The organism is Zarconia sp., from assembly GCF_057467645.1.
The window spans coordinates 52,082-75,713 of record NZ_JBRJXU010000111.1; the positions used below are offsets into that span (position 1 = coordinate 52,082).

21 protein-coding genes are annotated in these 23,632 nt (G+C 50.0%); 10 read left to right on the forward strand and 11 right to left on the reverse strand.

From position 1 onward, the window contains the following. Positions 1 to 23: 23 nt before the first annotated feature. Together AC2215_RS17560 and AC2215_RS17565 are read right to left on the reverse strand one after the other, a co-directional pair. Positions 24 to 863: a Tab2 family RNA-binding protein gene (locus AC2215_RS17560; protein WP_486811292.1), complete on the reverse strand. Its 840-nt coding sequence runs from the start codon at positions 861 to 863 to the stop codon at positions 24 to 26. A 69-nt stretch (positions 864 to 932) separates the two neighbouring features. After that, positions 933 to 1,472 carry a metal-dependent hydrolase gene (locus AC2215_RS17565; RefSeq protein ID WP_486811293.1) on the reverse strand — a complete coding sequence of 180 codons (540 nt, stop codon included), beginning with the start codon at positions 1,470 to 1,472 and terminating at the stop codon, positions 933 to 935. 101 nt (positions 1,473 to 1,573) lie between these two features. Between AC2215_RS17565 and AC2215_RS17570 the strand changes: the two genes are divergently transcribed. The 3 genes from AC2215_RS17570 to AC2215_RS17580 all read left to right on the forward strand — a co-directional run bounded on the left by AC2215_RS17570 (position 1,574) and on the right by AC2215_RS17580 (position 4,635). After that, positions 1,574 to 1,852: a hypothetical protein gene (locus tag AC2215_RS17570; protein ID WP_486811294.1), complete on the forward strand. Its 279-nt coding sequence runs from the start codon at positions 1,574 to 1,576 to the stop codon at positions 1,850 to 1,852. 296 nt (positions 1,853 to 2,148) lie between these two features. Next, positions 2,149 to 2,388, forward strand: a complete 240-nt coding sequence (locus tag AC2215_RS17575; protein ID WP_486811295.1) for a DUF4278 domain-containing protein — start codon at positions 2,149 to 2,151, stop codon at positions 2,386 to 2,388. Between the two features lie 687 nt (positions 2,389 to 3,075). Further along, positions 3,076 to 4,635 (forward strand): response regulator, encoded by a 1,560-nt coding sequence (locus AC2215_RS17580; RefSeq protein WP_486811296.1) that lies wholly within the window; start codon positions 3,076 to 3,078, stop codon positions 4,633 to 4,635. Positions 4,636 to 5,504: 869 nt separating this feature from the next. On the opposite strand, the gene AC2215_RS17585 is transcribed toward AC2215_RS17580, so the two are convergent. After that, positions 5,505 to 6,263, reverse strand: coding sequence for a PspA/IM30 family protein (locus AC2215_RS17585; protein WP_486811297.1), 759 nt, complete (start codon positions 6,261 to 6,263; stop codon positions 5,505 to 5,507). A 465-nt stretch (positions 6,264 to 6,728) separates the two neighbouring features. Here AC2215_RS17585 and ndk point away from each other — a divergent pair, with 465 nt between their 5' ends. Further along, positions 6,729 to 7,184, forward strand: coding sequence for a nucleoside-diphosphate kinase (ndk, locus tag AC2215_RS17590; RefSeq protein WP_486811298.1), 456 nt, complete (start codon positions 6,729 to 6,731; stop codon positions 7,182 to 7,184). 91 nt (positions 7,185 to 7,275) lie between these two features. Here the strand turns inward: ndk and AC2215_RS17595 are convergent, their stop codons facing one another. Beyond that, the gene (locus AC2215_RS17595; protein WP_486811312.1) at positions 7,276 to 8,031 is read right to left on the reverse strand and encodes a TerC family protein; all 756 of its coding nucleotides are present in this window, start codon (positions 8,029 to 8,031) and stop codon (positions 7,276 to 7,278) included. A 314-nt stretch (positions 8,032 to 8,345) separates the two neighbouring features. Between AC2215_RS17595 and psaM the strand changes: the two genes are divergently transcribed. Next, positions 8,346 to 8,441 carry a photosystem I reaction center subunit XII gene (psaM, locus tag AC2215_RS17600; protein WP_264320674.1) on the forward strand — a complete coding sequence of 32 codons (96 nt, stop codon included), beginning with the start codon at positions 8,346 to 8,348 and terminating at the stop codon, positions 8,439 to 8,441. A 196-nt stretch (positions 8,442 to 8,637) separates the two neighbouring features. Then, positions 8,638 to 9,066 carry a slr1601 family putative cell division protein gene (locus AC2215_RS17605; RefSeq protein ID WP_486811299.1) on the forward strand — a complete coding sequence of 143 codons (429 nt, stop codon included), beginning with the start codon at positions 8,638 to 8,640 and terminating at the stop codon, positions 9,064 to 9,066. 18 nt (positions 9,067 to 9,084) lie between these two features. On the opposite strand, the gene AC2215_RS17610 is transcribed toward AC2215_RS17605, so the two are convergent. Beyond that, the gene (locus tag AC2215_RS17610) at positions 9,085 to 9,735 is read right to left on the reverse strand and encodes an SRPBCC family protein (protein WP_486811300.1); all 651 of its coding nucleotides are present in this window, start codon (positions 9,733 to 9,735) and stop codon (positions 9,085 to 9,087) included. A 525-nt stretch (positions 9,736 to 10,260) separates the two neighbouring features. Between AC2215_RS17610 and AC2215_RS17615 the strand changes: the two genes are divergently transcribed. Further along, positions 10,261 to 11,025, forward strand: a complete 765-nt coding sequence (locus AC2215_RS17615; RefSeq protein ID WP_486811301.1) for a glycerophosphodiester phosphodiesterase — start codon at positions 10,261 to 10,263, stop codon at positions 11,023 to 11,025. Here AC2215_RS17615 and AC2215_RS17620 read toward each other — a convergent pair. After that, positions 11,022 to 11,795, reverse strand: a complete 774-nt coding sequence (locus tag AC2215_RS17620; protein ID WP_486811302.1) for a pentapeptide repeat-containing protein — start codon at positions 11,793 to 11,795, stop codon at positions 11,022 to 11,024. The two genes, AC2215_RS17615 and AC2215_RS17620, sit on opposite strands and share 4 nt — an antisense overlap. Before the next feature lie 1,032 nt (positions 11,796 to 12,827). Here AC2215_RS17620 and AC2215_RS17625 point away from each other — a divergent pair. Further along, complete coding sequence (locus tag AC2215_RS17625) at positions 12,828 to 13,859, forward strand: DUF2325 domain-containing protein (protein WP_486811303.1); 1,032 nt, start codon at positions 12,828 to 12,830, stop codon at positions 13,857 to 13,859. A 645-nt stretch (positions 13,860 to 14,504) separates the two neighbouring features. Here the strand turns inward: AC2215_RS17625 and AC2215_RS17630 are convergent. From AC2215_RS17630 to AC2215_RS17640, 3 genes are all read right to left on the reverse strand, one after another. After that, positions 14,505 to 16,145, reverse strand: a complete 1,641-nt coding sequence (locus tag AC2215_RS17630; protein WP_486811304.1) for an ABC transporter substrate-binding protein — start codon at positions 16,143 to 16,145, stop codon at positions 14,505 to 14,507. A 58-nt stretch (positions 16,146 to 16,203) separates the two neighbouring features. Continuing rightward, entirely contained in the window at positions 16,204 to 16,539 is a 336-nt protein-coding gene (locus tag AC2215_RS17635) for a DUF4870 domain-containing protein (protein WP_486811305.1), read from the reverse strand. Between the two features lie 100 nt (positions 16,540 to 16,639). Further along, complete coding sequence (locus AC2215_RS17640) at positions 16,640 to 17,224, reverse strand: phycobiliprotein lyase (RefSeq protein WP_486811306.1); 585 nt, start codon at positions 17,222 to 17,224, stop codon at positions 16,640 to 16,642. A 137-nt stretch (positions 17,225 to 17,361) separates the two neighbouring features. On the opposite strand from AC2215_RS17640, the gene AC2215_RS17645 reads away from it, so the two are divergent. Both AC2215_RS17645 and grxC read left to right on the forward strand, forming a co-directional pair. Further along, a complete protein-coding gene (locus tag AC2215_RS17645) occupies positions 17,362 to 18,192 on the forward strand; it encodes a pentapeptide repeat-containing protein (protein WP_486811307.1) in 831 nt (276 codons plus the stop codon). A gap of 313 nt (positions 18,193 to 18,505) precedes the next feature. Further along, a complete protein-coding gene (gene grxC, locus AC2215_RS17650; RefSeq protein WP_486811308.1) occupies positions 18,506 to 18,775 on the forward strand; it encodes a glutaredoxin 3 in 270 nt (89 codons plus the stop codon). Positions 18,776 to 18,951: 176 nt separating this feature from the next. Here the strand turns inward: grxC and AC2215_RS17655 are convergent, their stop codons facing one another. Then, positions 18,952 to 19,539, reverse strand: coding sequence for a thioredoxin family protein (locus AC2215_RS17655; RefSeq protein WP_486811309.1), 588 nt, complete (start codon positions 19,537 to 19,539; stop codon positions 18,952 to 18,954). 153 nt (positions 19,540 to 19,692) lie between these two features. Continuing rightward, positions 19,693 to 22,932, reverse strand: coding sequence for a carbamoyl-phosphate synthase large subunit (gene carB / locus AC2215_RS17660; RefSeq protein WP_486811310.1), 3,240 nt, complete (start codon positions 22,930 to 22,932; stop codon positions 19,693 to 19,695). Positions 22,933 to 23,632 lie beyond the last annotated feature (700 nt).

Below are 23,632 nucleotides of genomic sequence, written 5' to 3' on the forward strand. Positions count from 1 at the left end.
GCGATCTATCGCGCGGCGATCTATCAAGCCGGTTGTAGCAGCCAAAACCCACTATAGGTCATACCCGAATCATCGGGTCGAACCAGTAAAAAATGCAATCCTCGGCTTTGTTGGAGTCGCTGTTGATAAGTTCGCGCGGCGGCGGCAACCTCTTCATCTTTAAAGGTTTCGAGTACCCACCGATCGACCAACCCCGCTTCAAGGACGATCCCATCGGGGTCGCCGGCGATATATTCAATCGAGACGGGATCGATCTCTTGCAGCCACCGCGTCAACGACCTAGATTTGCGCCCTCCTTCAATGACCACACCGGGAATGGGTAGGGTGGAGGCTAACCCGAGATTGAAGGGTCGAAGTGATTCGGGCATCGATCGCACGGGAATCGGGCGAGAAGCAAACCCATCGATATCCCCGGCATTCAGGGATGCAAACTGCCAGCGATCGCCTTGCAAGTCTTCGGGAACGGGAACCGGGGCCGGTCGGTAGACGGAAATGGGTTGGTAGTCATCTCCGGAATATCGCTCCATCTGCGGATATTCCCGCACCCGTTGCTGCAAAACTTGCTTTAATAACGGAGTCCGGCGAGTGGCAGTCGCGCGAATCCCCAACCGTTGTCCGGCAGCAACCACGAGACTCTCGCACTCCGGACGAAAGAACTCTAAGGCCTCGGGAAGACGATCGCCCATTTGTGGCAATTGTCGCACCAGCCAATCGGAGTTGGCACTCGACTGGGGACACCAAGCGAACCGAACCGATTCCTCAGCGCGATCGCACACCACCAATTCCCACAATGGCTGGTTCGTCTCATCTTTTAGAGGACGACGGTAAAAATCAACTTGCCAAACTTTATGCCAAACGTTCATGTCTCGGGGCAGTCTCGACATTCTAGAATATCGCGAATTCTTGGCATTGAGTCTGGGGAAAGACTGTCATTACACCTCGATATTCTTCTGAGCTTTTCCTTTTTGCCACCACCAAACCAATCCAATTCCCAAGAGCGAGATCAGTAACTCGAAACCAATCGGCAGCAAGTGACTGATATGGATGAGTCCTCGGGAGTAGTGCAAGCCGGGAAAAATAATGATGGGGGAGCGAAAAAAGCCATCGACGAACGGTAAAAAGAGTTTAATACCGCGACCGTATGAGAAGAAGTCTAAGAGTAGGTGAGAACTGTAGAAAATAAGCGTCAGGGTAAAGATTTTGGCATAAGAGAACTTTTTCCAAACCTGAACGACTGCCGCCGCGATCGCGCTGAATCCCAGAGCAAAGAGGATGCTGTGGGTCATGCCGCGATGATATTCTTCACCGGTGAGAATTTGAGCCGCAAAATCAAAATCGGCAACGACGGCAATAAAAGAGGCGTAGAAAATGTACAAACTCCATCGGTGAATGCGATCGTCTGAAAATCGAGAGGCGGGCAAACTCTTTGCGAGTAAATATCCAGCAACGGAATGAGCGATGGGAGAGGGCATAAGATAAAACCTAGACAATAAACTTTTGTATGAGTTCGCACACCTGACTCGATTGAATCGAGTGGGATGAGAATTGACTCACCATTGCTTTCGATAAGATAGTGCCCGTCTGGGGCGTTCGATCGTGCGCAACGAGCGTCAAATTCCCAGCACCGGCGACTCCAATCGATGGTTCGGTAACTGGTAGTGCGTTCGGACGTACGGTAATTTTTGAACGGATAGATCGCAGTAAGAGCAACAACCTCAAGCAATTCGCCGATTTGGGCGCCACTCAACTGAAAATGACTGCAACCTTTGGTTTCTTAACCGTTAACAACGATTTGACAGCTCGCGCTTATGCCAACAAGTTTTTAGAAACATCCCTTTGTAAAAAAGTGTAACACAAGAATTTTTGCGCGACCCAACTCCCAACACTCGCGAGGGTGGTGTTTCTAGATCGTCGACATCCCTAACCGATCGTTCCTCAGATGGGGAAATTTTGTCCCTTTTCCAAATCCGGAAACCCACCTTCCAAAATTGGCAAGGGATATTCCATCTGAGGAAAGACACTTAAGGGAAGTTTTTATATTCTGAGAATCAAGGGATTCAAAACAAACCGTCAACACCAAGTTGACCTCGATCGATAAATCGAGTGTTGAGAAGCCCGACCCCCCCTTGATACATACAGGTGCTAATCATGACTACACTTCGCTATCGCGGTATCTCTTACCAAATGCAATCGACTTCGATTCACACCGTCCCAACCTCAAAAATTCTTAAGTTTATGGGGGTTGCCTACGAGCAGCACGTCTGCTGGCAATCTGCTCGGAAATTGCCCCCAAACCTGGTCTATCGTGGAATCCACGCCAATCCTCAAGCATCCGTCACGCCACAAGAACCGGCATTGCCTGGGGATGTTCAACCGGACTTTAGCTAATTCGCGATCGGGCAGGTTTTAATCTTGACCCGTTAAGCTCATCAGGTCAAGCCATCTAGGATTCCCAACTCAAATGAATTGGTGTTGGGGTCCTTTTTTCTTGGGTTTGTGTCTACTGATGGTTACAGTATTGGAGATATTGGAGCGAGTCCGATTGCGTCACACCCCGAGCGACTCGCAAGTCTTTTCTTTTTCTTCACCAGCAAGATACTTCCTACACCTGCATGACGTTCGGAAATTGGCAAATCTGTTTCCAAATTTGGCAAGACAATCTCAAAAGAGTTCTCTATGATGGAGCTACGGAGGTTAAGCAAATATGAGAGTAATCTGGCTAGCTCCACGGAGCTGCAAACAAAAACCAGACGACTCTCTATTTTTTTATCTTTTGCGTTCGATCTTGGGTGCATTTTATCGCGCTGGTAATATTGGCAGCTTCAGAAAAGGTCACAACGGGCGCCAATTCAATCGGGGATTCACCAGACATCGAATTTTAGAAAATTGGATCGGCGCACAACAAGCGCTCAACTCCACGAATAAAAAGAGCGATCGCTCTGAGTTTCGAGTTGCCACCATTCAATCGATGGGATGAGTTGAATTCATTTAAAGAATAAATCGAATTCTACCCGATTTCGAGCGGGAAATACGGTAGAACTATTTATCTGTCTTGCTTTAACTTGGGAAATTGTCATGACATCAATATGTAGAGGACGCAATCTTCAGTTCCACAAGATTCGAGGTATATCCTATGAAAATGGTTGCACTCCATTTACATACTATCCTAACTCCAGACATGGGATTGAAACCTTGACGGTTATTGAGGAAGAAGATTCTGCAGGTCCGGCTTCTTCTGTGTCCGAGCTAGAGTCGATTTCCGATCGCCACAAACTCGTAATTCTGTGCGTTGATGACGAGTTGATGATTTTAAATAGTCTCAAAAGAGAGCTAGAATCAGCTTTTCAAGAACAATATATTATTGAAATCGCCCAAGGTGGAGAAGAAGCCTTAGAAGTGGTCGAAGATTTAATTGAGGAGAAACGGGAAATTGCTTTAGCGATCTCCGATTGCTTGATGCCGAGAATGCGAGGAGATAAACTCTTACAACGCATTCACGAAATCTCGCCGCAGACGATTAAAATTATGTTGACGGGTCAAGCGGAACTCGATGCGATCGCCCATGCCATAAACCATGCGAATCTATACCGCTATCTCTCCAAGCCTTGGCATTTTGTCGATTTGAAATTAACGATTCAAGAGGCGATCGATAGCTACCGAAAAAAGCGACAGCTATCCGAGCGGAACGCTAGACTCAAATCCATCAATCAACAACTCGAAAAACAACTGGCGGTTCGATCGCAAACAATCGAGATTTTATCCGAGCGCGAACAAGCATTAGATCGTCTCAATTGTGCCTACCAACGATTCGTTCCCAATCGGTTTCTGCAATACCTGCAAAAAGAAAGCATTCTCGATGTTAAGGTGGGCGATCGCACCGAGCAAAAGATGTCCGTACTGTGTTCGGATATTCGCAATTTTACAGCGTTATCCGAGAAAATGTCTCCTGAAGATAATTTTAAATTTATCAATGCCTATTTATCGCGCATGGAACCGGCTGTTCTCCGCAACCAAGGCTTCATCGATAAATATCTTGGAGATGGCATTATGGCCGTGTTTGGTAGCCATGCCGATCGTGCCGTACAATCTGGTGTGGAAATGCTCCGCACTCTCAAAGAGTACAACCAAACTCGAAAAAACGTCGATCGTCAACCAATTTCCATTGGCATCGGCATCGACACCGGACATTTAGTTCTGGGAACCGTTGGTGGTCGCTCTCGCATCGATAGTGCAACCATTGGAGAAGCGGTCTTTTTAGCTAATTGTCTGGAACAACTAACAAAACAGTATCGCGTTTCCTTATTAATTTCTCAAGAAACCTTAGCGAATTTAGAAAATCCCTTTGCGTACCAAATTCGCTATATCGATCGCGTTCGCGTTAACAGTCAGTCTGCATGGCGATCGATTTTTGAAGTCTTTGATGCGGATTCTCACCAACAGCAACAGAGCAAATTGGACACCAAATCAGAATTTGAACGAGCTGTCTTTCTCTACCACCAACAGCAGTTCTCCCAAGCTCAAAAATTATTTGCCGCTTGCTATCGTCACAACCCAAAAGATACAGTTGCCTATATTTATCTTCACCGCTGCGAGGAATCGGCACGAGCGATCGAGCCACATCCACTCAAGCCCTAGAAATAGCAGCAGTTGTGAAGCGTTTTTCTGTTCGATCGAGCGCTGGTCCGAGCCAATTCAAAAGCAACTTTCCAAAATTGGCAACTCTCTTTCCGATTTCGGAAAGACATTTAACGACCAATCCTTTATCTTATGAACTAGGGTATTTCACGCACGTCGCCATAGCGATCGGAAAAAATATGAGTGCTGCCTATAAGCCTGACTTTCTTTAACAGCATGATTACCTCTTTTCCGTTGCTATTGCTACACCTTTAGCTTGAGAATTCCCGAATTGAGTGACAAAAGTCCTGATACTACGACACGATTTTTGTTGTGTCAATGCTTGCTACTACCGATAATACCTGAAACCGTCATTCGAGTGCGGTCTCAGGTATTTTTTTGGCAAGATATAGCCGTTCGCTCCCTTTTCGTTACGCATTTTTAGTCATGAGGAATGGGGAGGGAAGGGAAAGAGGGAAGGGGAATGGGGATTTGAGAATGGAAAAAGCCTATTTCTTCGATTCGTGTAAATCTAGCTGCATTCAGTTAGGTTAGAACAGGTCTAGCGTCACCAGCATCCTGCGCCCGTTGTCCTCCGAAGCGGACCTTGTTTCCGATGCTCACCCACAAAGCGCGTCCTCAGAACTCTGAATATCGCTAGAAACCAGCGCGAGGCGCTATGATGTCAAGTCCGGATCGTTCGTGACAATTAAGCCAAACCCGATCCATCTCTTCTTTAAGAGAACTCCCGATGCTCCCGATTCTGACCACAACGGTTATTGTCAGTATTCCACCGAACTTAATCTAACCTCCTTCGGATATCAAAAAAGCGATGGGTGTTCTCCCATCGCCAAGGTCTATGTTATCTCTTGGAATTCAAGCCGATTGAATTAAAGATCCTTCAGCTGCGATCGCAATTCTTCAAGTTCTGCATCGATGGGTTCGCTCGTGGGAGTCTTGGATGCTTCGAGTGCGGGTTGAGAAACCGAACCGCCCGTGAGTTGTGCTTTCATCGCCATCAACTCGTCGTCTACATCGCTGCCAGCTTCGAGTTGAGCGAACTGGCTTTCCAAATCCGCCCCGGCCAGTTCACCCGCAGCTTGAGAACGGGCTTCGATTTCGAGGACTTTCTCTTCCATACGATCGAAGGCCCCAGTAGCGCTACTGGGGTTGAAAGACCCCATGGTCTTTTGCAGCTCTTCGTTGGCTTTGGCTGCTTGCAACCGTGCCTTGAGCATATTTTTCTTAGTTTTCGCTTCAGAAATCTTGCTCTCTAGCTGAATCAGGTTTTTCTTGAGGGTATCCACCTGACCCCGTTGAGCATCAACCTGCACCTTTACGGTGGCGGCGGTTTCGGCATGGCTTTTCTTTCTGACTAAGGCTTCGCGAGCGAGGTTTTCATCGCCTTTCTGAAGCGCGAGTTGCGCCCGTTGCTGCCACTGGTTTGCTTGAGACTGGGCTTGGTTGTACTGCTGTTCGGTGCGTTTGTTGGTGGCAATCGCTTTGGCAACGGCTTGTCGCAGTTGCACTAAGTCTTCTTGCATATCCAGGATAGACTGTTCCAGAATTTTTTCCGGGTCTTCAGCCTTGCTTACCACGTCGTTGAGGTTCGCTTTCACGACGCGGCCAATACGATCGAATAATCCCATAACTCTATTTTTCCTTCTGGGGTTGACAAGACAGTTTGCGGCAGGTGCGCGCGACGATTCAGGGGTTCGCGGGTGAGTTGACTCGCTTTTGATAAAGGAATACTTTATTTTCGCATTAGTGGCTCCTGCCAAAGCGTCAGCCAACTTTCAAAATCTTTTGGTTTGCTTATGTCTAGTTTAGCGTTCTTGCTCGAAGCCATCCGAGAGGGGAGGGGGAAACGGGTGCAGGGGGGAAACGGGTGCAGGCGGGGGAAAGGGGGGAGGACGTGACGATCGGCACACAAGGAGGAAGAGCGTCGCAACTGAACCATTGTCCATTGTCCGTTACACTCTCCCAAAGCTCCCGTTGCCTTCGTTTCCCCCAAATCCCCCTAAGCACACCCTGCCTAGACTCCAAGTTGCTTGTCACACCCCGAGAAGCTACTCTGATAACTTGGTAACTCAATTTTGTTCTAGGAGATCGGTTTGGAAAGAACATTCATCATGATCAAGCCCGATGGCGTGCAACGGGGACTCGTGGGCGAGATCGTCGGTCGCTTTGAAACTAAGGGTTTCACCCTCGTGGGCATGAAGCTGATGGCCGTCTCGCGGGAACTCGCCGAGCAGCACTACGATGTGCATAAAGACAAACCCTTTTTTAAAGGATTAGTCGAATTCATTACCTCTAGCCCCGTCGTAGCGATGGTTTGGGAAGGTGATGGCGTGGTGGCTGGAGCCAGAACGCTCATCGGCGCAACGAACCCCCTCAGTGCTGCTCCCGGTACGATTCGGGGCGATTTGGGCACGGATGTGGGTCGCAACCTCATCCACGGTTCCGATGCCGTGGAAACCGCTACCCGAGAGATTAGTCTCTGGTTCGAAGATAAAGAGCTAGCAAGCTGGACTCCAAGTTTGACCCCTTGGATTAAAGAAAAACAATAGAGTCTCTCGATGGATAGCGAAGGTTCGATGGCGATCGCTCTTTTCTCGAACCTTCGCAAACGACTCTCCACCGCAACCGACTCTTTCGTTGCTATCGTTTGTTCTCGCTCCCCGCGTGAAGGTTCACGGGGACTTCTTGATGAGCGAGGGTCGCACCATCATCATTGGAGGAAGAGAAGAGGCGACGTTCGGAAAAACCCCACGCAAATAAAAGGACGATCGCCGAAACGAGCATCCATTGAGAGGGAACGAACTGGGAGTGAAGCGATCGCAGGAGCAGTCGCACCCCAACCAACCCAACGGTAATGTACCCGGCATCTTCGAGATGTACGAATTCTTCGATCCAACGTACGAATAAACCCGACAGAAACCGAAGCGCGATGACGCCGATGGTTCCCCCAGCTAACACCAATCCAATGCGATCGGATACGGCAACAGCAGTGGTGACGCTATCTAACGAAAAGGCCAAGTCTGTAAATGCAATCAACGGAATCGCCTGCCATAGGGATGAAAATCTCGAAGTGCGATCGTTGTCTTCTTCTAAATTGGATGTGAAATATTGAAAAACCAGCCAGAGCAAATATAGCGCTCCCACTAATTCCAGCTGCCAGTATCGCACGGCCCAAGAGGCAACGAGAATTAAGCTAATTCGGAGTACGTACGCGATCGCCAATCCGAAATTGAGGGCCCGACGTTGGAGTTTCGCAGAAGAAAGTCCCCGGGCGATCGAGGCGAGGGCAATGGCGTTATCAGCGGATAAGACCGCTTCTAGAGCCACTAAAATCAGCAATACGAACAGGGTTTCTATCCCAAAGTTGGGGGAAATATCGATAAATCGCTCGAACATTAACGATAATAGGTCTGGAGAAGGTAGGGTGGGTGACAGTCTAATCGCACCGATGGGCACTGACCCGATCTCGAGCGCGAGGTAGTACGCCTTATATAACAATAGCGCTTACAGGGGGTTGAGGGGGACGGGGGAAAACCGCCAGTGTCGATCTCGATCCTCTTTTGACAAAATGAGTCACTTGATGAGAGCGGTATCAGAGGGGGGTTTTTGTTGCATTTTATTGTCTTCTATTGAAGTCAGACCCAAAAAGTAGTAATTTTGCGGAGATTGTATGGATAATTAATTCTCACTTGCTAAGGAGTTTTCCAACGATGTCTTTATCAGATACTCAGGTTTTTGCTGCTCTGATTATCGCGCTGATTCCGGGAATTCTTGCATTCCGGCTCTCAACCGAATTGTACAAGTAAAAACCCATCACTTCCCATAGATCGGGAGCTTCGAGACACTAGTCTCGAAGCTCCCGTGGGCGATCTACTCCAATTTCTTGTTTCCCTCGCTTGACATTATTCAATTCAAAAGATTGACTGAAAAGGTTCGATGTAGCGCGATCTCTAAGATCGAGGCTAAGCTTTAAGTCCTATCGTCATCTTCACATTTTTCGTCATGAACGCGAGCCAATATTCAAGATTTCCCGTCCGTCCCCCCGCACAGCCTTCTCCTCGCAAACGCGCTACTCGACGATCTCCGAGAAAATCTCCTCGCACGACCCTCACCAATCCTCCCGTCGAACTAGCAGTTGAAACATCAGTCAAGCTCGCCGTTAACGTGCTCTTATGCGGTGTTGCCGTTTCGGCATTAACGCAATTGCTACCCTATCTTTTTTCCGGGAGAGAGCGGTTGCAAGTACTCGAAACCGAACTCGCACGCACCGAAACCCGAGTCGAACGGTTACGGGATAAGTTTGGGGTTTACTTCGATCCCCAACAGACCAAAACAATTATGCAAGAAGAAAGTAACCTCACCGATCCGGCTCAGTTGCGTGTTGTTTGGATCGAATCCCCCGAGGAGGAACCTTCGGAGTTGGACGAATGACATCGCACTCGGTTCTACTCAATCTTGGACTTGTCGCCGAATGACTTCCTGGCGAATGGCGGCTAAATTATTTTCGAGGGCATTTTGGAACAGATCGTTAAATAGTTCTTCGGGAGTCCCCCGGGAGGGTTGCACTTCGATGACTTGAGTTAAAAGCAACTCCGCTGGCTCGAGTGTTTCGTTGTCCGTCTCGTGACTCGGGATGGCTTCGATCGTCCAGTATCCTTGCAGTCGATCGAAATCTCCCTCTAGATAATGAAAGTCGATGCGCTCTTTTTCCGTATGGATGTTTTCCGTTCGGATACGCGATCGAACGTCAAGGAACAAAATCCGTTGTTGGCTGACCTGTTCGACAATATAACGATTACCTTGGGTCTCAAGAATTTCCGAAGAAATTGTGTTGGGCAAAAAGGTTGTAAAATTGCCGTAATCCGTTAGCACTTCCCACGCTTCATCCACAGAGGCTGGGACGACAACCCGAGCCGTATAGCTTCCATCCTCTCCACTGACGACAATTTCCCCTTCATTTAAGGCGGTAACTTGGGCGGGTGTGGGGGGAGTCAGGGAATTTTCTAATAGTTCGGCGGCCATCGGTGCTCTCGATAAACTCAAACAACCGATCGCCGATAAGCAAACTAAAAGTAATGAGGAAGTTCGGGATTTTTTCATGCGGATTTTAGTTTGTAAAAGTTCGGCTGAATTGGAGATTACGATCGCCAGTTTTCCCTGACAATGTAACATAAGATCGAGCGTTCGTATATCGTTATATTTGCAGTCTAATCTAACTGAAAATGCGATCTGAATTCGGAATTCTAGATTGCAGAAAAATACAAAAAATCGAATATTTAACGATCGAAACCCGAAGCTCGCTCAAATGACGTTGAAGTTGAGCGTTGACCTCATTCGTCGGATAACACTTGCATGAGAAGCGTTGCCAAATCTCTCACAATGACGCTCGGAGGGGGGGATGGGTCATATCAAGTTCGGTTCAATACCTATAATGACCGTTGAGGTGAGCTGCGCGTACTCTCGGGAGCTTTGGGAGGCAACGAGCGCGTGGGGAGAACCAACTCAGCAATCGCGCCTAATTGTCACGAACGATCCGAACTTGAGATCGTTCCTCAAACCGGCGACAATCGACGAGCGAATGGTTTTGTATTCCATACATCAAAAGGTTGACGGATCCCACAACTTATGGACTCTCAAACTCACAAATCGGAGCTAGAAATTATCGCCCATCGGGGATATAGTGCCATTGCCCCTGAAAATACTCTCCCGGCATTTGCGAGAGCCATAGAAGCGGGTGCGGATTCGATCGAACTCGACTTGCAACTGAGCGCCGACGGGGTGCCGATGGTTTTCCACGATATCACCCTCGAGCGCACCGCCGGAATTGCCGATCGCGTCGAAAATTTAACTCGAGAAGAGTTGGCGCAATTTGATGTGGGAACTTGGTTCGACCCAGCATTTGCCGGCGCGCGAATCCCTACTTTCACCGAAGTCTTAGAGGTGATTCAAAGTGCGAGCAAGTTCATTTATCTCGATGTCAAACCCCACTGTACTTGGACAACCGAAGACATCGATCGACTACTCGAACTCTTAGAAAGACGCGGAGGATTGGCGCAATATGTCATTTGCTCTTTTAGCGAGACCTTTCTCGAGCGCACCCGCCAACGTTCTCGAGAAGTCCAACTCGGTTACAGCATCAAAAACACCGAAACCTACCCAGCTCAATTATCCCGAGCAGCGGAGGATGGAAATTCCGTAACCATCTGCGAGTATCGAGTTCTGCTCGAGAATCCGACTCTGGTGGCAATGAGTCGCGATCGGGGGGTAGAGCAAGTGGTGTGGACGGTTGACGAGCGTCGCGATTGGCATCGGCTCATCGAGATCGGCATCCGACGCATCATCACCAACACTCTCGGGCTACCGGCACTAGAATCAAAGCCGACGGACTAAAATAAACCGAACTGTAACAGCGTAACGCCGATATTCCCGAGAGTATCCAAGAATCCCCCTCCTCTGGCTCCTTCCTCTGCCACTTGAATTTCTAGCTCGATCGCGGTAATGAAGAGCTTCGCCGCATCGTATCCCTGGCGATTGCCTTCAATAAAAAAGATTTCCGATGCTCGTTGGGCATCAGCAAGGGCACCATTGCGATCGCCGAGTCGATTGCGAGCTGCCCCCCGAGACAAGTAGGCTTGGGCAAAGTCTGGATCGAGCGAGATCGCTTCATCGTAATAAGAGATTGCCCCCTGATAGTTTCCGCGTTGGGTCTCTAGATCGGCCCACTCTAACAAATCTTGCGCCTCTACCGCATAAATCGGAATCCCCGTCGCCCCCATTAAGTTGGCATCAGTCAAATCGGCGCCTTCGAGATTGGCATTCATCAAATACGCCCCCCGCAAATCCGCACCCACCAAATTGGCTCCCGATAAGTTCGCCCCGCCTAAATTGGTATTGGATAGAGATGCCCCCACCAAGTTGGCATTGCTCAAATCGGCTCCGGTTAAGTCGGCTTGGGAGAGATTGGCTCGGACGAGATTAGCCCCGGCAAGATTCGCACCCGGTAGCTGAGAAAAGACCAATCCCGCCCCACTCAAGTCACATCCAGGACAGCTTTTGGTCGATAGAAGCTGTTGCGTGTGTTCTATGTTTTCTGCGAGAACTCTAACACTTGAGAAGGTTGCACTCAGCAAAATCGTTGTAGCTAAAGTGGCAAGTTTCATGATTTTTATCGCGAACGCTGCGATCGGTACGAGGATATCGATCGCAGTGTATCTCATTGAACTCTCCCTGGCTTAAAAGCCCAGGGATTCTGGGTTAACCCGATCGGGATTAATCCCGGTGTCGGACGGCTCAAGCGTCCCTAGACCCCTTGAGCCGTCCGACTTGTGGGCTTACGTTTGAATTTCCGCTCCGGCGAGTTTTTCATCTGGGTTGGCGGATACAGGAGGTTTTAACCTCCTGAGTCGTCATTCTACCCCGGCGTTTATTGACCGGGGCTAACTGACTCCCAAACTTTCCTTGTTTTCTTCAATTATGATGGGCAGCTCGCTAAATGCTGACCTAAAAACTCAGCAGAGGGTCGATCTCCTATTGCTGAATACTGACAAATCTTAGCGCAAAGTGTTCGATCGAATCACGATGACGATCGCTCCGAATCCAGGTTGTCAAGAATGCACAAATTATGATATGGAAGTCAATAAATCCTCTTTGGCTTCCCTCAATATTAACGATTTCGGTTGTGAGTTAGAGGGTGCTCGTAACGCAACGAACGACACTTTGAATTGAGGCTTGAGTACTGTAAAGCCGACGAAACTTTTTCACTAGAAGAGAGAGGACTTGTGGAGAAGAGCGGGCGACTTCGAACGAAGAAACCCTCGAGCGTGCAAGTCTCTCGATCGATATAATAATGCCTCACTTTTTAGGAGAGGGAGTCTTGATTTTACAAATCTTGATGCGGTCATGCGATCGGTGAAGATATCAATGGTCTTGAGGAACCCACCAACCCAAAATACTGTCAGGGATTGAGGATTTTGGCAACGATCGATGACAAGGGAGAGTCCACAACATCTCTAGGAAGCATCGAGCTCGCTCTTGTTCGTTACGGTAGGTTCGAGGCGTATTATATAGATAGATACAATCAACGTTTCTTCCATATTGCGCGGTGGCAACTGATGCCCGTTCGGTGCAGCAGTGCTTACCTCTACGCTTAGTGGAAGAAACCTCTAAAGTCCACCATCGCAAATGAAATTTATATGGAAATCTCCGAATTGAGCGAGCTAGAAAGTTCCGTTCAAAGTTTGCTAGGATTGGCGAAAGTCGAATTAGAAGAACAACGCCTACAACAGCGACGAGAAGAACAGATCCAAGCGGCTCTTAACGAAATTAAACAACGCCTAGAACCGTTACTAGAGCAAGTCGAAGCAATGATAAAGCAGTTCGACGAACGGGAAATTTCTGATAGTTCTGCTCGCCAGAAATTAGAAGAAAAAGCCGCAGATATTCGCCGACAACTGGAGGAAGCTCCTTTCTTAGCAGCTCAGACCGTAGATCGGCAAACGATCGCCCACGAAGAGCGCTTACTCGACAAGCAACTCTTAGAACAAACTAATCAATGGCGACAGGCACTCAAAACGGACTTGCTCGAAATGATTACCGAACAGCAAGACTTTTTTAGTGCCACCGATGCGGCGATCTCGATTCGCGGTTACCTGCACGATCTCAAAGCGATTAACGCCCTAGAAGAAGTCGTAGAGACGTTAATTAATCAAATTAACATTCTCAGCGAGGAAGGACCTGTCGCACGGTTGCGGGGAACCCACGAACAAACTCTGACATTTATCTATAACAAGGCCCTCGAAAATCGCGCTCGCGTCGAACGGGCCGCCGAAGTGCAACCCCGCACGCGCCATCGGACCTCGGAAAAGCGACCCAATCCCTATACGGGTCTTTCGGGAAAAGTGGTCGTCTTTGGGGGTCACGATCGCCTCGCCAGTTCCGTGAGAAATCGCTTGCGGGACTCGGGGGTACACCTTGAGTGGTGTACGGCTCAAGATGGTTTGCAACTCGCCCAACAAATCGAAAATCATATTTACACGGCCGATCTGCTGCTAATTATCACCGGTTACGCCAGTCACTCGCTGACGGAAAAGGCCATGCAAGTGGCTCAAAAGGCGAATAAGACACCGGAAATGATTAATACGACCGGCATGACGAGAGTTCTTGAAGCCATCGAATTCGGCTTGAAAACGAAGCTTCTGGCTAGTCAATATTCGAGATCGGCATAACCAACGTTTTCATAAGCTGTTACTGCAAGATCGTGTAAATACATCAAACATCAAGCAGGGTATAGCCGAATGGCTGCTAGCCGCGTGGAGCGCGGGATAAACAAGAGGCGCAAACCTGACCTTACCTTGTCTCAGGGCAGTGGAGGGGTAGCGAAAACCCGCCTCAAACATAGCTAGAACACATGCACTGCGTCCAACCTAAAACGCGCGCGATACGTACAGTACCGAGGGGCACTCGGGAACTGAGGGAAAAACCTCTAAAACGCTTGGGAAGATCTAGACCTCTGCTCGTTATCGCCAGATGATTGCGAGTAAGTCCGGGTCTGTGAACCAAGAATCCCCCATCTTTTAAGTGGGAGAGTGTCAACAAACAAACATCAAATAAATTGAGAAGGTTGTCGTCATTAGCGCTCGACCTTCTTTTTTAACGTTTGTTCGGGATACAATCGAGTTCGGTTTTTAACTTTACGCCCGTTCGGGTTAAGGATTGTCCAGAGGTAGGGCACAGAGGTGGATTCGCCTCATGTGTGGAAAGAGATGTCTCCACATTGGGGAAAATTTTTTAACGGAGGCAGTTCTATGAGATTTCATTCCCCCTACACCCCACACCCGATCCTCTCCAGACACTGTTATTGCGAGCTGACGTTAATTTTGACTTTTATCCCGCGAAATCGATCGAAAGGGTAAAATTTGCTGTGCCGCACTCAACTCGATGCCGCTGATATCCGATTGAGCAAAGGCATACTCCTTAGCCTGCCAGAGGGGAATAAATGGCACGTCTTCCGCAACCATGTCTTGCAGTTCGGCGAAAATTGCCGCTCGTTCCTGGGGATTGCGGGTGGTACGCTGCCGTTCGATCAGTTGATTGGCGCGATCGTTGTAATAAAAGGAACCGTGATACTGGCTTTCTCCAGTCGTACACCCAGTTTCGGGGGTTCCCTCTTCGCAGTCGAGGAATGGCTTGATGTAGTTATCCGCATCGAAAAAGTCGGCGTACCAACTCAGCCAAAACATCGGATACACGCCGCGATCGAGAAATCCATAGGCCGTTGTGGCTTCCACGGCGCGGGGTTCGACGGTCATTATCCCGTCCATGTCTCGATCGAATGCTGCTTTGAGTACTGTCACCCCCAACCGTCCCGAGGCGGAGTCGGAGGAATACCAAATTTCGATCGCCAATGGATTCTCGGAGGAATATCCCGCTTGGTGCAGCAGTTCTTTGGCTTTTTCGATGTTGCCGTCACCGTAGCGGGTTTGAAATGCCGGTTTGTAGGTATCGAAGGTGGTAGGCAGCAGGCTGTAGAGGGGTTCGGCTTCTCCGTAAAAGACCCGTTCGTCGAGGAGTTGGCGATCGATCGCCGCTGCAATGGCTTGTCGCACTTCAAGGCGATCGAGGGGGGGTTGGCGCACGTTCACCACCAAGTAGGTAATCACCGGACTCTCGGTTTGAAACACCAGCCACCCTTCCTCCGATGCCAGTTCTTCGAGGCTGTGGATTTGGTCGGTATCCAAGGATTGGTAAGCGACATCCACCGCTTGGGTGCGAAAAGCATTGTACAGGTTGGCTTTGCTGGAAAATCGCTGCAAATCGATGCCGGAGTTTGCCGGTGGAGTTCCCCAATATCCGTCAAAGGCTTCCAAGCGAATTAAATCCGTGCCGTATTCGGTAATTTTATAGGGACCCGTCCCGACGAAGGTTTTGGGCAAAAATTCCCCTTCTCCAATTTGATAGACCTGAGGGGAAACGGCGCACAGTCCGGGAAAGGTGAGTAAGGCGGTAAAGGGGGCAAACCGTTGCTGGAGTTGGATGGTTAACTCGTACTTGCCAGTGGCCGCGACGGACTCCACCAGACTCGACAGGATAAAGGCGGGACGACCTTTATTTTCCAGGAACCGTTGCAGGGAAAAAGCCATCGCCTCGGCATCGAAGGGGGTTCCATCTTGAAAGGTCACGTCCTGGCGCAGGGGGATGGTGTAGGTTAAGCCGTCGGCGCTGATTTGAGGTAAGGCGGTGGCGAGTTGGGGTTCGAGTTGGGTGGTGCCGGTTTTGTAGCGGTAGAGGCGATCGCCCAAGTTGTAAATCGTTATCATTGACGAAAGTTCGTAGGCATCGGCCGGATCGAGGGTTTTGACTTCAGCCGTGGTGCCGATGCGAATGCGATCGCTGTCGATGGAAACTCCAGGGGAACTGCTACAAGCACTCAGCACGATCGCGCAAGTGCACAGCAAAATCACCCATCGGTGAAGGAACGATCCCGATCGCCCTCGAAAGTGGGTCTCTAACATTCCGTAACAACCTGAAAAAAACCTAAATCGGGCGATCGGCATTCTATTTCAATCTTTTCTAAATTAGACGAAAAATAAAGGGATAGCGATAGGTGAGAGCCGGATTTCCCAGGACTCGAACGATGGCGATAATCGGTAAAATCCAACTAACGAGAAAGAGAACGCCCAGAAGAATAAACCCGATGAAAACCAAACAGAGAATTCCGAAAATTACGCCGTAAATCCAAAGATTAATATGGAAATTTAGGGCTTCTTTGGCATTATCTTTGACAACGGGATCGTCGGAAATTAATAAAATCCCGATCGGAATGCCGATGGCTAAAACTGCCGCACTGAAGAATATCGATCCGTGACAGAGGGCAGAGAATAACTTGCGTTTATCTTCGTCGTACATTTTTCCAGAATTACAAAGATATTCTCGATTGTAGCACGGGGCAATTTTTTCGAGTTTTGGTGAGAAGCAATTCGGCAATTCTCGCTCTTTTTAAGTTTCCCTAAATTCTAAACTTAGCAATTTCTTCTTTGGGGCGATCGATATGCTTTTGCACCATTTCTTCTAAGTTTTCCGTCGTCAAGCAACGGCGCTCGGAACAGTAGGTCATCAAATTAACCCCGTTCATCATCCTCACCGTACTCACCCGGACGCGAAAATCGTCGGTCACGAACCAGCAGCGTTCTTGACCTTGATTGCGTTCGTATTCTGTTTCGATGGTGAGAACGCCGTCAGGGGCGAACTGGTAGCGGCACGCCACTGGGATGCCTTCGACGTAACCGCGATTGCGCAGAAACTTACCACGGGAGGGATTATCCGGGTCGGGAACGTCAACTAAAATGGCGGCATAGTTGGGGTTGGGTTCGAGATCGTCGAGGTTCGCCAACCAGGAAAAACTCGCCGCACCCGACACTTCTGAAACCTTGACTTTTTGCACCTCACATACTTCTTGAATTCTCGGATCCTGGGGTTCTAAAACGCGAATCATCAAGTTAGAATCGCCCGACTCATCGGCAACCGCATCGAAGTGATGAACGGTACGTTCGGAAAACCAAATTCCTTCACTTTTTTTAAAGAAATCGAGCATGGTCATGGGGGGGATTAGATGCATCGACCGATTTACCTCATTTTTTGATTAAGAATCATAAACAAAAAGGAAATTGAACCCAAATAAACCCATAGGATAATTTTAAGTGAGTCCGTCTTATTGAATATACAAGCATATTGACATCAACTTCAATGGTTAGTAGCGATCGCTCTTCAGTTCCTCAACCCTCTACCGCCAAAGGTATTTTACAGGCGATCGAAAGTGGTATCCGAGCCATTGAGTTCGACTTGGAAGGGATAAATTGGAGTCAATTAGATTTATCGGGAATTTGCTTGGCCGGCGCGGATCTGAGTCGGGCGAATCTAAACCAGGCTAACTTAAGCGGTGCGGATTTACGCAACACCAATTTAAGTAACGCTCAACTCGATAGCGCTTCCCTCGAAAATGCCTACTTAAACCGAGCGGTTCTCAACGGGTGCAATCTGACCCATGCCAATCTCGAAGGGGCAAAGTTACAGGTGGCGCGCTACGATCGCCATACGGTTTGGCCCGAGGGATATGCCTACAAAAACTCCGGCGCGGTGGGACCCGGTGCGAATTTGAGCGGTGCCTACCTCAATACGGCCTATCTGCGAGGGGCCGACTTACGGGGGGTCAATCTGCGGGGGGCTTATTTGAGCGGGGCGGATTTGACGGGAGCTAATCTCGAGGGGGCAGCGCTGAGCGGTGCGAACCTGCAATACGCATTTCTGAGCGGGGCGAACCTGTGCGATACCCGACTCAACGGGGCGGAGTTGCAGTTTGCCGATTTGCGAGCCACGGATTTAACCGGCGCCAATCTCGAACATTTACAAAACATTGCCGGTGCTGACTTTACCCTCGCTCGCGGATTAACGGATACGATGCTATCGATGCTGCGATCGCACCCGAGACAAGAACTCGAAACCTGGAATCCCTTCACTCGCACCAATACCCTCATCAGTTTGAACAAGTTGTCCGATCGATAAGTTGGGTAGAATTTTAGGGGTTGAAATTCGATCGAGAGTGGGTCGGATGTACAGTGCCTCGCGAGCCGTTTCTTGACACGATCGCACTCGATCGGAATGTTCCATTCCTCGTTCCCGAACCAGAAACACCGATCGCGCAAGAGGTGGGAACGACTATAGCAAGCCCCACCTCGGAAATGTGCAGGGTGGGAAGTTTTTCGTGCGAGCATTTCCCTTTCATACTTGCCATTCAACTGCCCACCCACCCCGAATGAGAGCAACGGTTCCATTCGAGCTAAAATTTAAGAAATGTTAAATTCAGCCACAACACCCCATGACTGCCAACGTTGAAATCTACACCTGGAGTAGCTGCCCGTTTTGCATTCGCGCCAAAGCCTTGCTCGATCGCAAAGGAGTCGAGTACACCGAGTACGCCATCGATGGTGATGAAGATGCGCGGGATAAGATGTCCGAACGATCCAATGGTAAACGCAGCCTGCCGCAAATTTTTATCGACGATTTGCACGTTGGCGGCTGCGACGATATTCACGCTTTAGATCGTCGGGGCAAACTCGATCCCTTGCTGCAACAAGCCTCTGCTTAGAGGTTGAGTTTCGAGGGTTTTGTCGGGAAATGGGGGAAGAGGAAATTGCCGAGTTCTACAAATTGCAGTTCTCGCTCGAGCAATTTGGGATAACAACAGTTAGCAGAATCATCATTCCCCGTTCCCCGTTCCCTATTCCCCACCTTCACCGGAAACTATCCGCTCCCGAACTGACATTAATTTTTAAAATAATCTGGCTCGTTTCCCGGCTTCCATTTGATGTTGCAACCGATGCTCGGTTTTTGCGTATCGGGGTCGATTTCCTCACCCGCGAGCAGTCGATCGATCGCCTCTCGTAAATCCTTACCATTGGCGGGTTTATCGTTACCCGGCCTGCTATCGTCGAGTTGCCCTCTGTACGCTAATCTCTGCTCTTTGTCAAACAAAAAGAAGTCTGGGGTACACGCGGCCGTATACGCTTTCGCTGTCTCCTGGCTTTCGTCGTAACAGATGGGGAACGTAAAGCCACACTCCGTCGCCATCTTCTTTAAACTTTCAGGTCCGTCATCGGGGTATTTATCCGCATCGTTGGAACTAATCGCCACAATACCCAGTTCCGAGTTGGCGTAATCTTTTCCTAAATTGGACAATTGGTGCTTGATATGGATGACGAAGGGACAGTGCTGGCAGATAAACATGACCAACAATCCTTTTTTCGAGGCAAAGGAAGCCAGAGAAAGGGTGCGATCGGAAACGACATCGGGGAGTTGAAAATCCGGTGCCAAAGTGCCAAGGGGCAACATCGTGGAAGGCGTAAGTACCATTTTTATTTGTAAGATGTTGGAGTTGTAGCTTGCCCATCAGGTCTTGCTGACTCCCTATCTTAAGCGATCGCCCCGTTGGGGGGAAGGTGTTTTCCGGGCAGAGGAGGAAGGGGAGGAAGGGGAGATATATTTTCCCCACACCCTACATCCTAATTAACTAAAGTAATCCTGCACGGCTTTCACCTCTTGGGTTTCCGACTGCAACGATCGAATCGCCGCTGCAGTAGCTTTGGCCCCGGCGATAGTGGTAATCAGCGGAACTTTGTAAGCGAGTGCCGTGCGGCGAATGAGCTGTCCTTCGGCAAAGGCATCTTCTCCGGAGGGAGTATTGAGAATGAGCTGAATTTGCCCGTTTTTAATCACGTCGATGACGTGGGGGCGGCCGTCGGAGAGTTTGAGTACTAAGTCTACATCCTCGATGCCGTTTTCCTTGAGAGCTTGGCGGGTTCCAGCGGTGGCAACGATCTTGAAGCCGAGTTCGATCAAGTCTTTGACGGTGGGGATGATGAACTGCTTGCTGCGATCGTTCATCGAGACGAACACCGTTCCCGAGAGGGGAATCTGGTCTCCGGCCCCCAGCAATGCTTTGGCAAAAGCTTTTCCGAAACCGGTGTCGATACCCATCACTTCCCCCGTCGAGCGCATTTCGGGGCCGAGGAGGGTATCGGTGCCGGGGAATTTATTAAATGGGAGTACCGCCTCCTTAATGGCGATGTGTTGGGGAATTCGTTCTTCGGTAAAGCCCAGGGTTTCGAGGGATTCGCCGGACATGACGCGAGAGGCCAGTTTGGCCAGCGGCGCGCCGATGGCTTTGGAGACGAAGGGAACGGTACGAGAGGCGCGGGGATTGGCTTCGAGGATGTACACCCGATCGCCCTGAACGGCATACTGGATGTTCATCAACCCAATGACTTTAAGTTCGGTGGCCAGTTGCACCGTCCATTCCCGAATCGTGGCAGCCGCCGCGTCGGAGAGTCCCACGTAGGGAATCGAGCAGGCGGAGTCGCCGGAGTGGATGCCGGCTTGTTCGATGTGTTCCATGATGCCGCCAATGACCACTTGTCCGGTTTGATCGGCGATCGCATCCACATCCACTTCCACGGCGTTTTCCAGGAACTTATCGATTAAGATGGGGCGATCGGGTACGACCTCTACCGCAAACTTCATGTACCGTTCCAACTCCGTATCGGAGTAGACGATTTCCATCGCCCGACCCCCGAGGACGTAGCTGGGACGCACTACTACGGGATAGGTCACGCGCCCGGCGATTTTCAGGGCTTCTTCGTAACTGCGGGCGATGCCGTTGGGGGGTTGAAGGATATCGAGTTTGCGCAAAATTTGCTCGAACCGTTCGCGATCTTCGGCAATATCGATCGACTCGGGAGACGTACCCCAGATTTCGGTCGCGCAATCGGGGTTGGCTTCGAGATACTTCTGCAATGGAACTGCTAACTTCAGGGGGGTTTGTCCGCCGAACTGGATGATAATCCCCACCGGCTGCTCCACTTCGATGATATTGAGGACATCCTCTTGAGTCAGCGGCTCGAAGTAAAGGCGATCGCTGGTATCGTAGTCCGTGGAGACGGTTTCGGGGTTGGAGTTGACCATAATCGTCTCGAACCCGGCATCCTGGAGGGAGAAGGAGGCGTGACAGCAGCAGTAGTCGAACTCGATTCCCTGGCCGATGCGATTGGGGCCGCCCCCGAGAATCATCACTTTGGGCTTATCGGAGGGAAGAACTTCCGATTCTTCCTCGTAGGTGGAATAGTAGTAGGGGGTGAAGGCTTCAAACTCCGCCGCGCAGGTATCGACGACTTTGTAAGCCGGTTGCACCCCTAATCCCTGGCGGCAAGCGCGCACTTCATCTTCGTGGCTGCGAGTGGCAAAGGCAATTTGTCCGTCGCTGAATCCTTGCTGCTTCACCTCCCACATTTCTTCTTTGGTAATGTCTTTGAGGGGAGTGCGTTTGAGCCATTTCTCCGTCTCCAGCAATTCGGCAAAGCGATCGAGAAACCAAGGATCGATGCCGGTCAGTTCGTAAATTTCCTCCACCGACATCCCCACTTGCATGGCTTGGTGGACGGTGAACATCCGTTCTGGATTCGGCGTGCGCAATCCGGCGCGAATTTGCGAGAGGTTGGGGAGTTTTTCCGTGCGATCGCAGCCCCAACCCAAACGCCCGGTTTCCAGGGAACGGAAGGCTTTCTGGAATGACTCGCAGAAGGTGCGGCCGATGGCCATGGCTTCCCCCACGGACTTCATTTGGGTGGTGAGGACGGCTTCGGTTCCGGGGAATTTCTCGAAGGCAAATCGAGGAATTTTGGTCACCACGTAATCGATCGTGGGTTCAAAACTGGCGGGGGTTTTGCGGGTAATGTCGTTGGGAATCTCGTCGAGGGAGTAGCCGACGGCAAGCTTCGCGGCGAATTTAGCAATCGGGAATCCCGTGGCTTTGGAAGCCAGGGCCGAACTGCGGGAGACGCGGGGGTTCATCTCAATGACGATGACATCGCCGTTTACCGGATTGACGGCAAACTGAATGTTCGATCCCCCCGTTTCGACCCCGATTTCCCGGATAATGGCGATCGAGGCATCCCGAAGGCGCTGGTATTCTTTGTCCGTGAGGGTTTGCGCCGGGGCGACGGTAATCGAATCACCGGTATGGATGCCCATGGGGTCGATATTTTCGATCGAGCAGATAATCACCACGTTATCTGCCAAATCCCGCATCACCTCGAGTTCGTACTCTTTCCAGCCAATCAGGGATTGTTCCACCTGGATTTGACTCACCGGCGAGGCGTCGAGTCCGGCTTGGGAGATTTCTTCGAGTTCCTCTTGGTTGTAAGCAATGCCGCCCCCGGAACCGCCCATGGTAAATGCCGGACGGATAATCAGAGGATAGGTGCCGATCTCAGCCCCGATTTGCTTGGCTTCTTCGAGGGTGGTAGCAATGCCGGAGGGACACATCGCCACGCCGATTTTTTCCATCGCTTGTTTGAAGAGATCGCGATCTTCGGCTTTTTTAATGGCGGGGAGTTTGGCCCCGATTAGTTCTACCCCAAACTCGTCGAGTACGCCATTTTCTGCCAGTGCCACGGCTAAGTTGAGAGCCGTTTGTCCTCCCATCGTCGGTAGAATGGCATCGGGACGCTCTTTAGCAATCACCTTTGCCACCAATTCCGGCGTTAGGGGTTCGATGTAGGTGCGATCGGCCGTTCCGGGATCGGTCATGATCGTAGCAGGATTAGAGTTGACCAATACAACTTCGTATCCCTCTTCCCGCAGGGCTTTGCAGGCTTGAGTTCCCGAATAGTCGAATTCGCAAGCTTGTCCGATGACGATCGGACCCGAACCGAGGAGGAGAATTTTCTTCAGGTCTTGGCGACGAGGCATGGCAGTTTAGGGGTGAGATGGGTCAATGGCGGGGGTTACCCCAGATATTTCAGATGGCGATCGACACGCTTGTTGATTGACACTCCCCTGCCTTTAGGCGAGGGGATTCTTCCTTCATCGACCCAGCTTGCTTAGACAGGTTTTCACCAATCTAAATAGAGGCTAAGTCTCCAGAAGCGTGAGTTCCGGTATGCCCTACCGTACTTCAGGCCGCATTCAGAATATTGATGGTCTCGTTGAGATCGCGGTCTAAGGTGCAATGATTTTTGGTAAATCCTGACTATTTTACGAGTTTATGGGGGCCATATTGCATTTGTTTAACGTCAGTTCGGGATCGAAAGTTTCCGGTGAGGGTGGGGAAAGGGGTCGGGGGGAATGGGGAATACCTATTTCTTCGATTCGTGTAAATAAACCAGTGCGAGGCGCTATACCTCGACTTTCAAGTATCCTTAATCCGAACTGACGTTATAGCCGTCGCCAAGGCGGTTAGGACACTCGAGAAATCAAGCTCAAGGCTCGCATTTTCTTCTCTCCCCCTACTCACCGCGATTGCCTGCTCAAGAAAGCTCACCTTCACGATGCCCTAACAGGTGTGGCAGTTGCTATATTATTCCGTGCCTGACGTTCTTTTGAGTTTTCGCGATTCCCGATGAAATATGCCCTGCGAGACTATCAGCAAGATTTAATCGAGCAAGTGTTC

What these genes read in the sequence shown, in the direction of transcription:
- AC2215_RS17560 (WP_486811292.1), bottom strand. Translation starts at nt 863, where the DNA reads ATGAACGTTTGGCATAAAGTTTGGCAAGTTGATTTTTACCGTCGTCCT.
- AC2215_RS17565 (WP_486811293.1), bottom strand. Translation starts at nt 1,472, where the DNA reads ATGCCCTCTCCCATCGCTCATTCCGTTGCTGGATATTTACTCGCAAAG.
- AC2215_RS17575 (WP_486811295.1), top strand. Translation starts at nt 2,149, where the DNA reads ATGACTACACTTCGCTATCGCGGTATCTCTTACCAAATGCAATCGACT.
- AC2215_RS17580 (WP_486811296.1), top strand. Translation starts at nt 3,076, where the DNA reads ATGACATCAATATGTAGAGGACGCAATCTTCAGTTCCACAAGATTCGA.
- AC2215_RS17585 (WP_486811297.1), bottom strand. Translation starts at nt 6,263, where the DNA reads ATGGGATTATTCGATCGTATTGGCCGCGTCGTGAAAGCGAACCTCAAC.
- AC2215_RS17595 (WP_486811312.1), bottom strand. Translation starts at nt 8,031, where the DNA reads ATGTTCGAGCGATTTATCGATATTTCCCCCAACTTTGGGATAGAAACC.
- psaM (WP_264320674.1), top strand. Translation starts at nt 8,346, where the DNA reads ATGTCTTTATCAGATACTCAGGTTTTTGCTGCTCTGATTATCGCGCTG.
- AC2215_RS17605 (WP_486811299.1), top strand. Translation starts at nt 8,638, where the DNA reads ATGAACGCGAGCCAATATTCAAGATTTCCCGTCCGTCCCCCCGCACAG.
- AC2215_RS17610 (WP_486811300.1), bottom strand. Translation starts at nt 9,735, where the DNA reads ATGAAAAAATCCCGAACTTCCTCATTACTTTTAGTTTGCTTATCGGCG.
- AC2215_RS17615 (WP_486811301.1), top strand. Translation starts at nt 10,261, where the DNA reads ATGGACTCTCAAACTCACAAATCGGAGCTAGAAATTATCGCCCATCGG.
- AC2215_RS17620 (WP_486811302.1), bottom strand. Translation starts at nt 11,795, where the DNA reads ATGAAACTTGCCACTTTAGCTACAACGATTTTGCTGAGTGCAACCTTC.
- AC2215_RS17625 (WP_486811303.1), top strand. Translation starts at nt 12,828, where the DNA reads ATGGAAATCTCCGAATTGAGCGAGCTAGAAAGTTCCGTTCAAAGTTTG.
- AC2215_RS17630 (WP_486811304.1), bottom strand. Translation starts at nt 16,145, where the DNA reads ATGTTAGAGACCCACTTTCGAGGGCGATCGGGATCGTTCCTTCACCGA.
- AC2215_RS17635 (WP_486811305.1), bottom strand. Translation starts at nt 16,539, where the DNA reads ATGTACGACGAAGATAAACGCAAGTTATTCTCTGCCCTCTGTCACGGA.
- AC2215_RS17640 (WP_486811306.1), bottom strand. Translation starts at nt 17,224, where the DNA reads ATGCTCGATTTCTTTAAAAAAAGTGAAGGAATTTGGTTTTCCGAACGT.
- grxC (WP_486811308.1), top strand. Translation starts at nt 18,506, where the DNA reads ATGACTGCCAACGTTGAAATCTACACCTGGAGTAGCTGCCCGTTTTGC.
- AC2215_RS17655 (WP_486811309.1), bottom strand. Translation starts at nt 19,539, where the DNA reads ATGGTACTTACGCCTTCCACGATGTTGCCCCTTGGCACTTTGGCACCG.
- carB (WP_486811310.1), bottom strand. Translation starts at nt 22,932, where the DNA reads ATGCCTCGTCGCCAAGACCTGAAGAAAATTCTCCTCCTCGGTTCGGGT.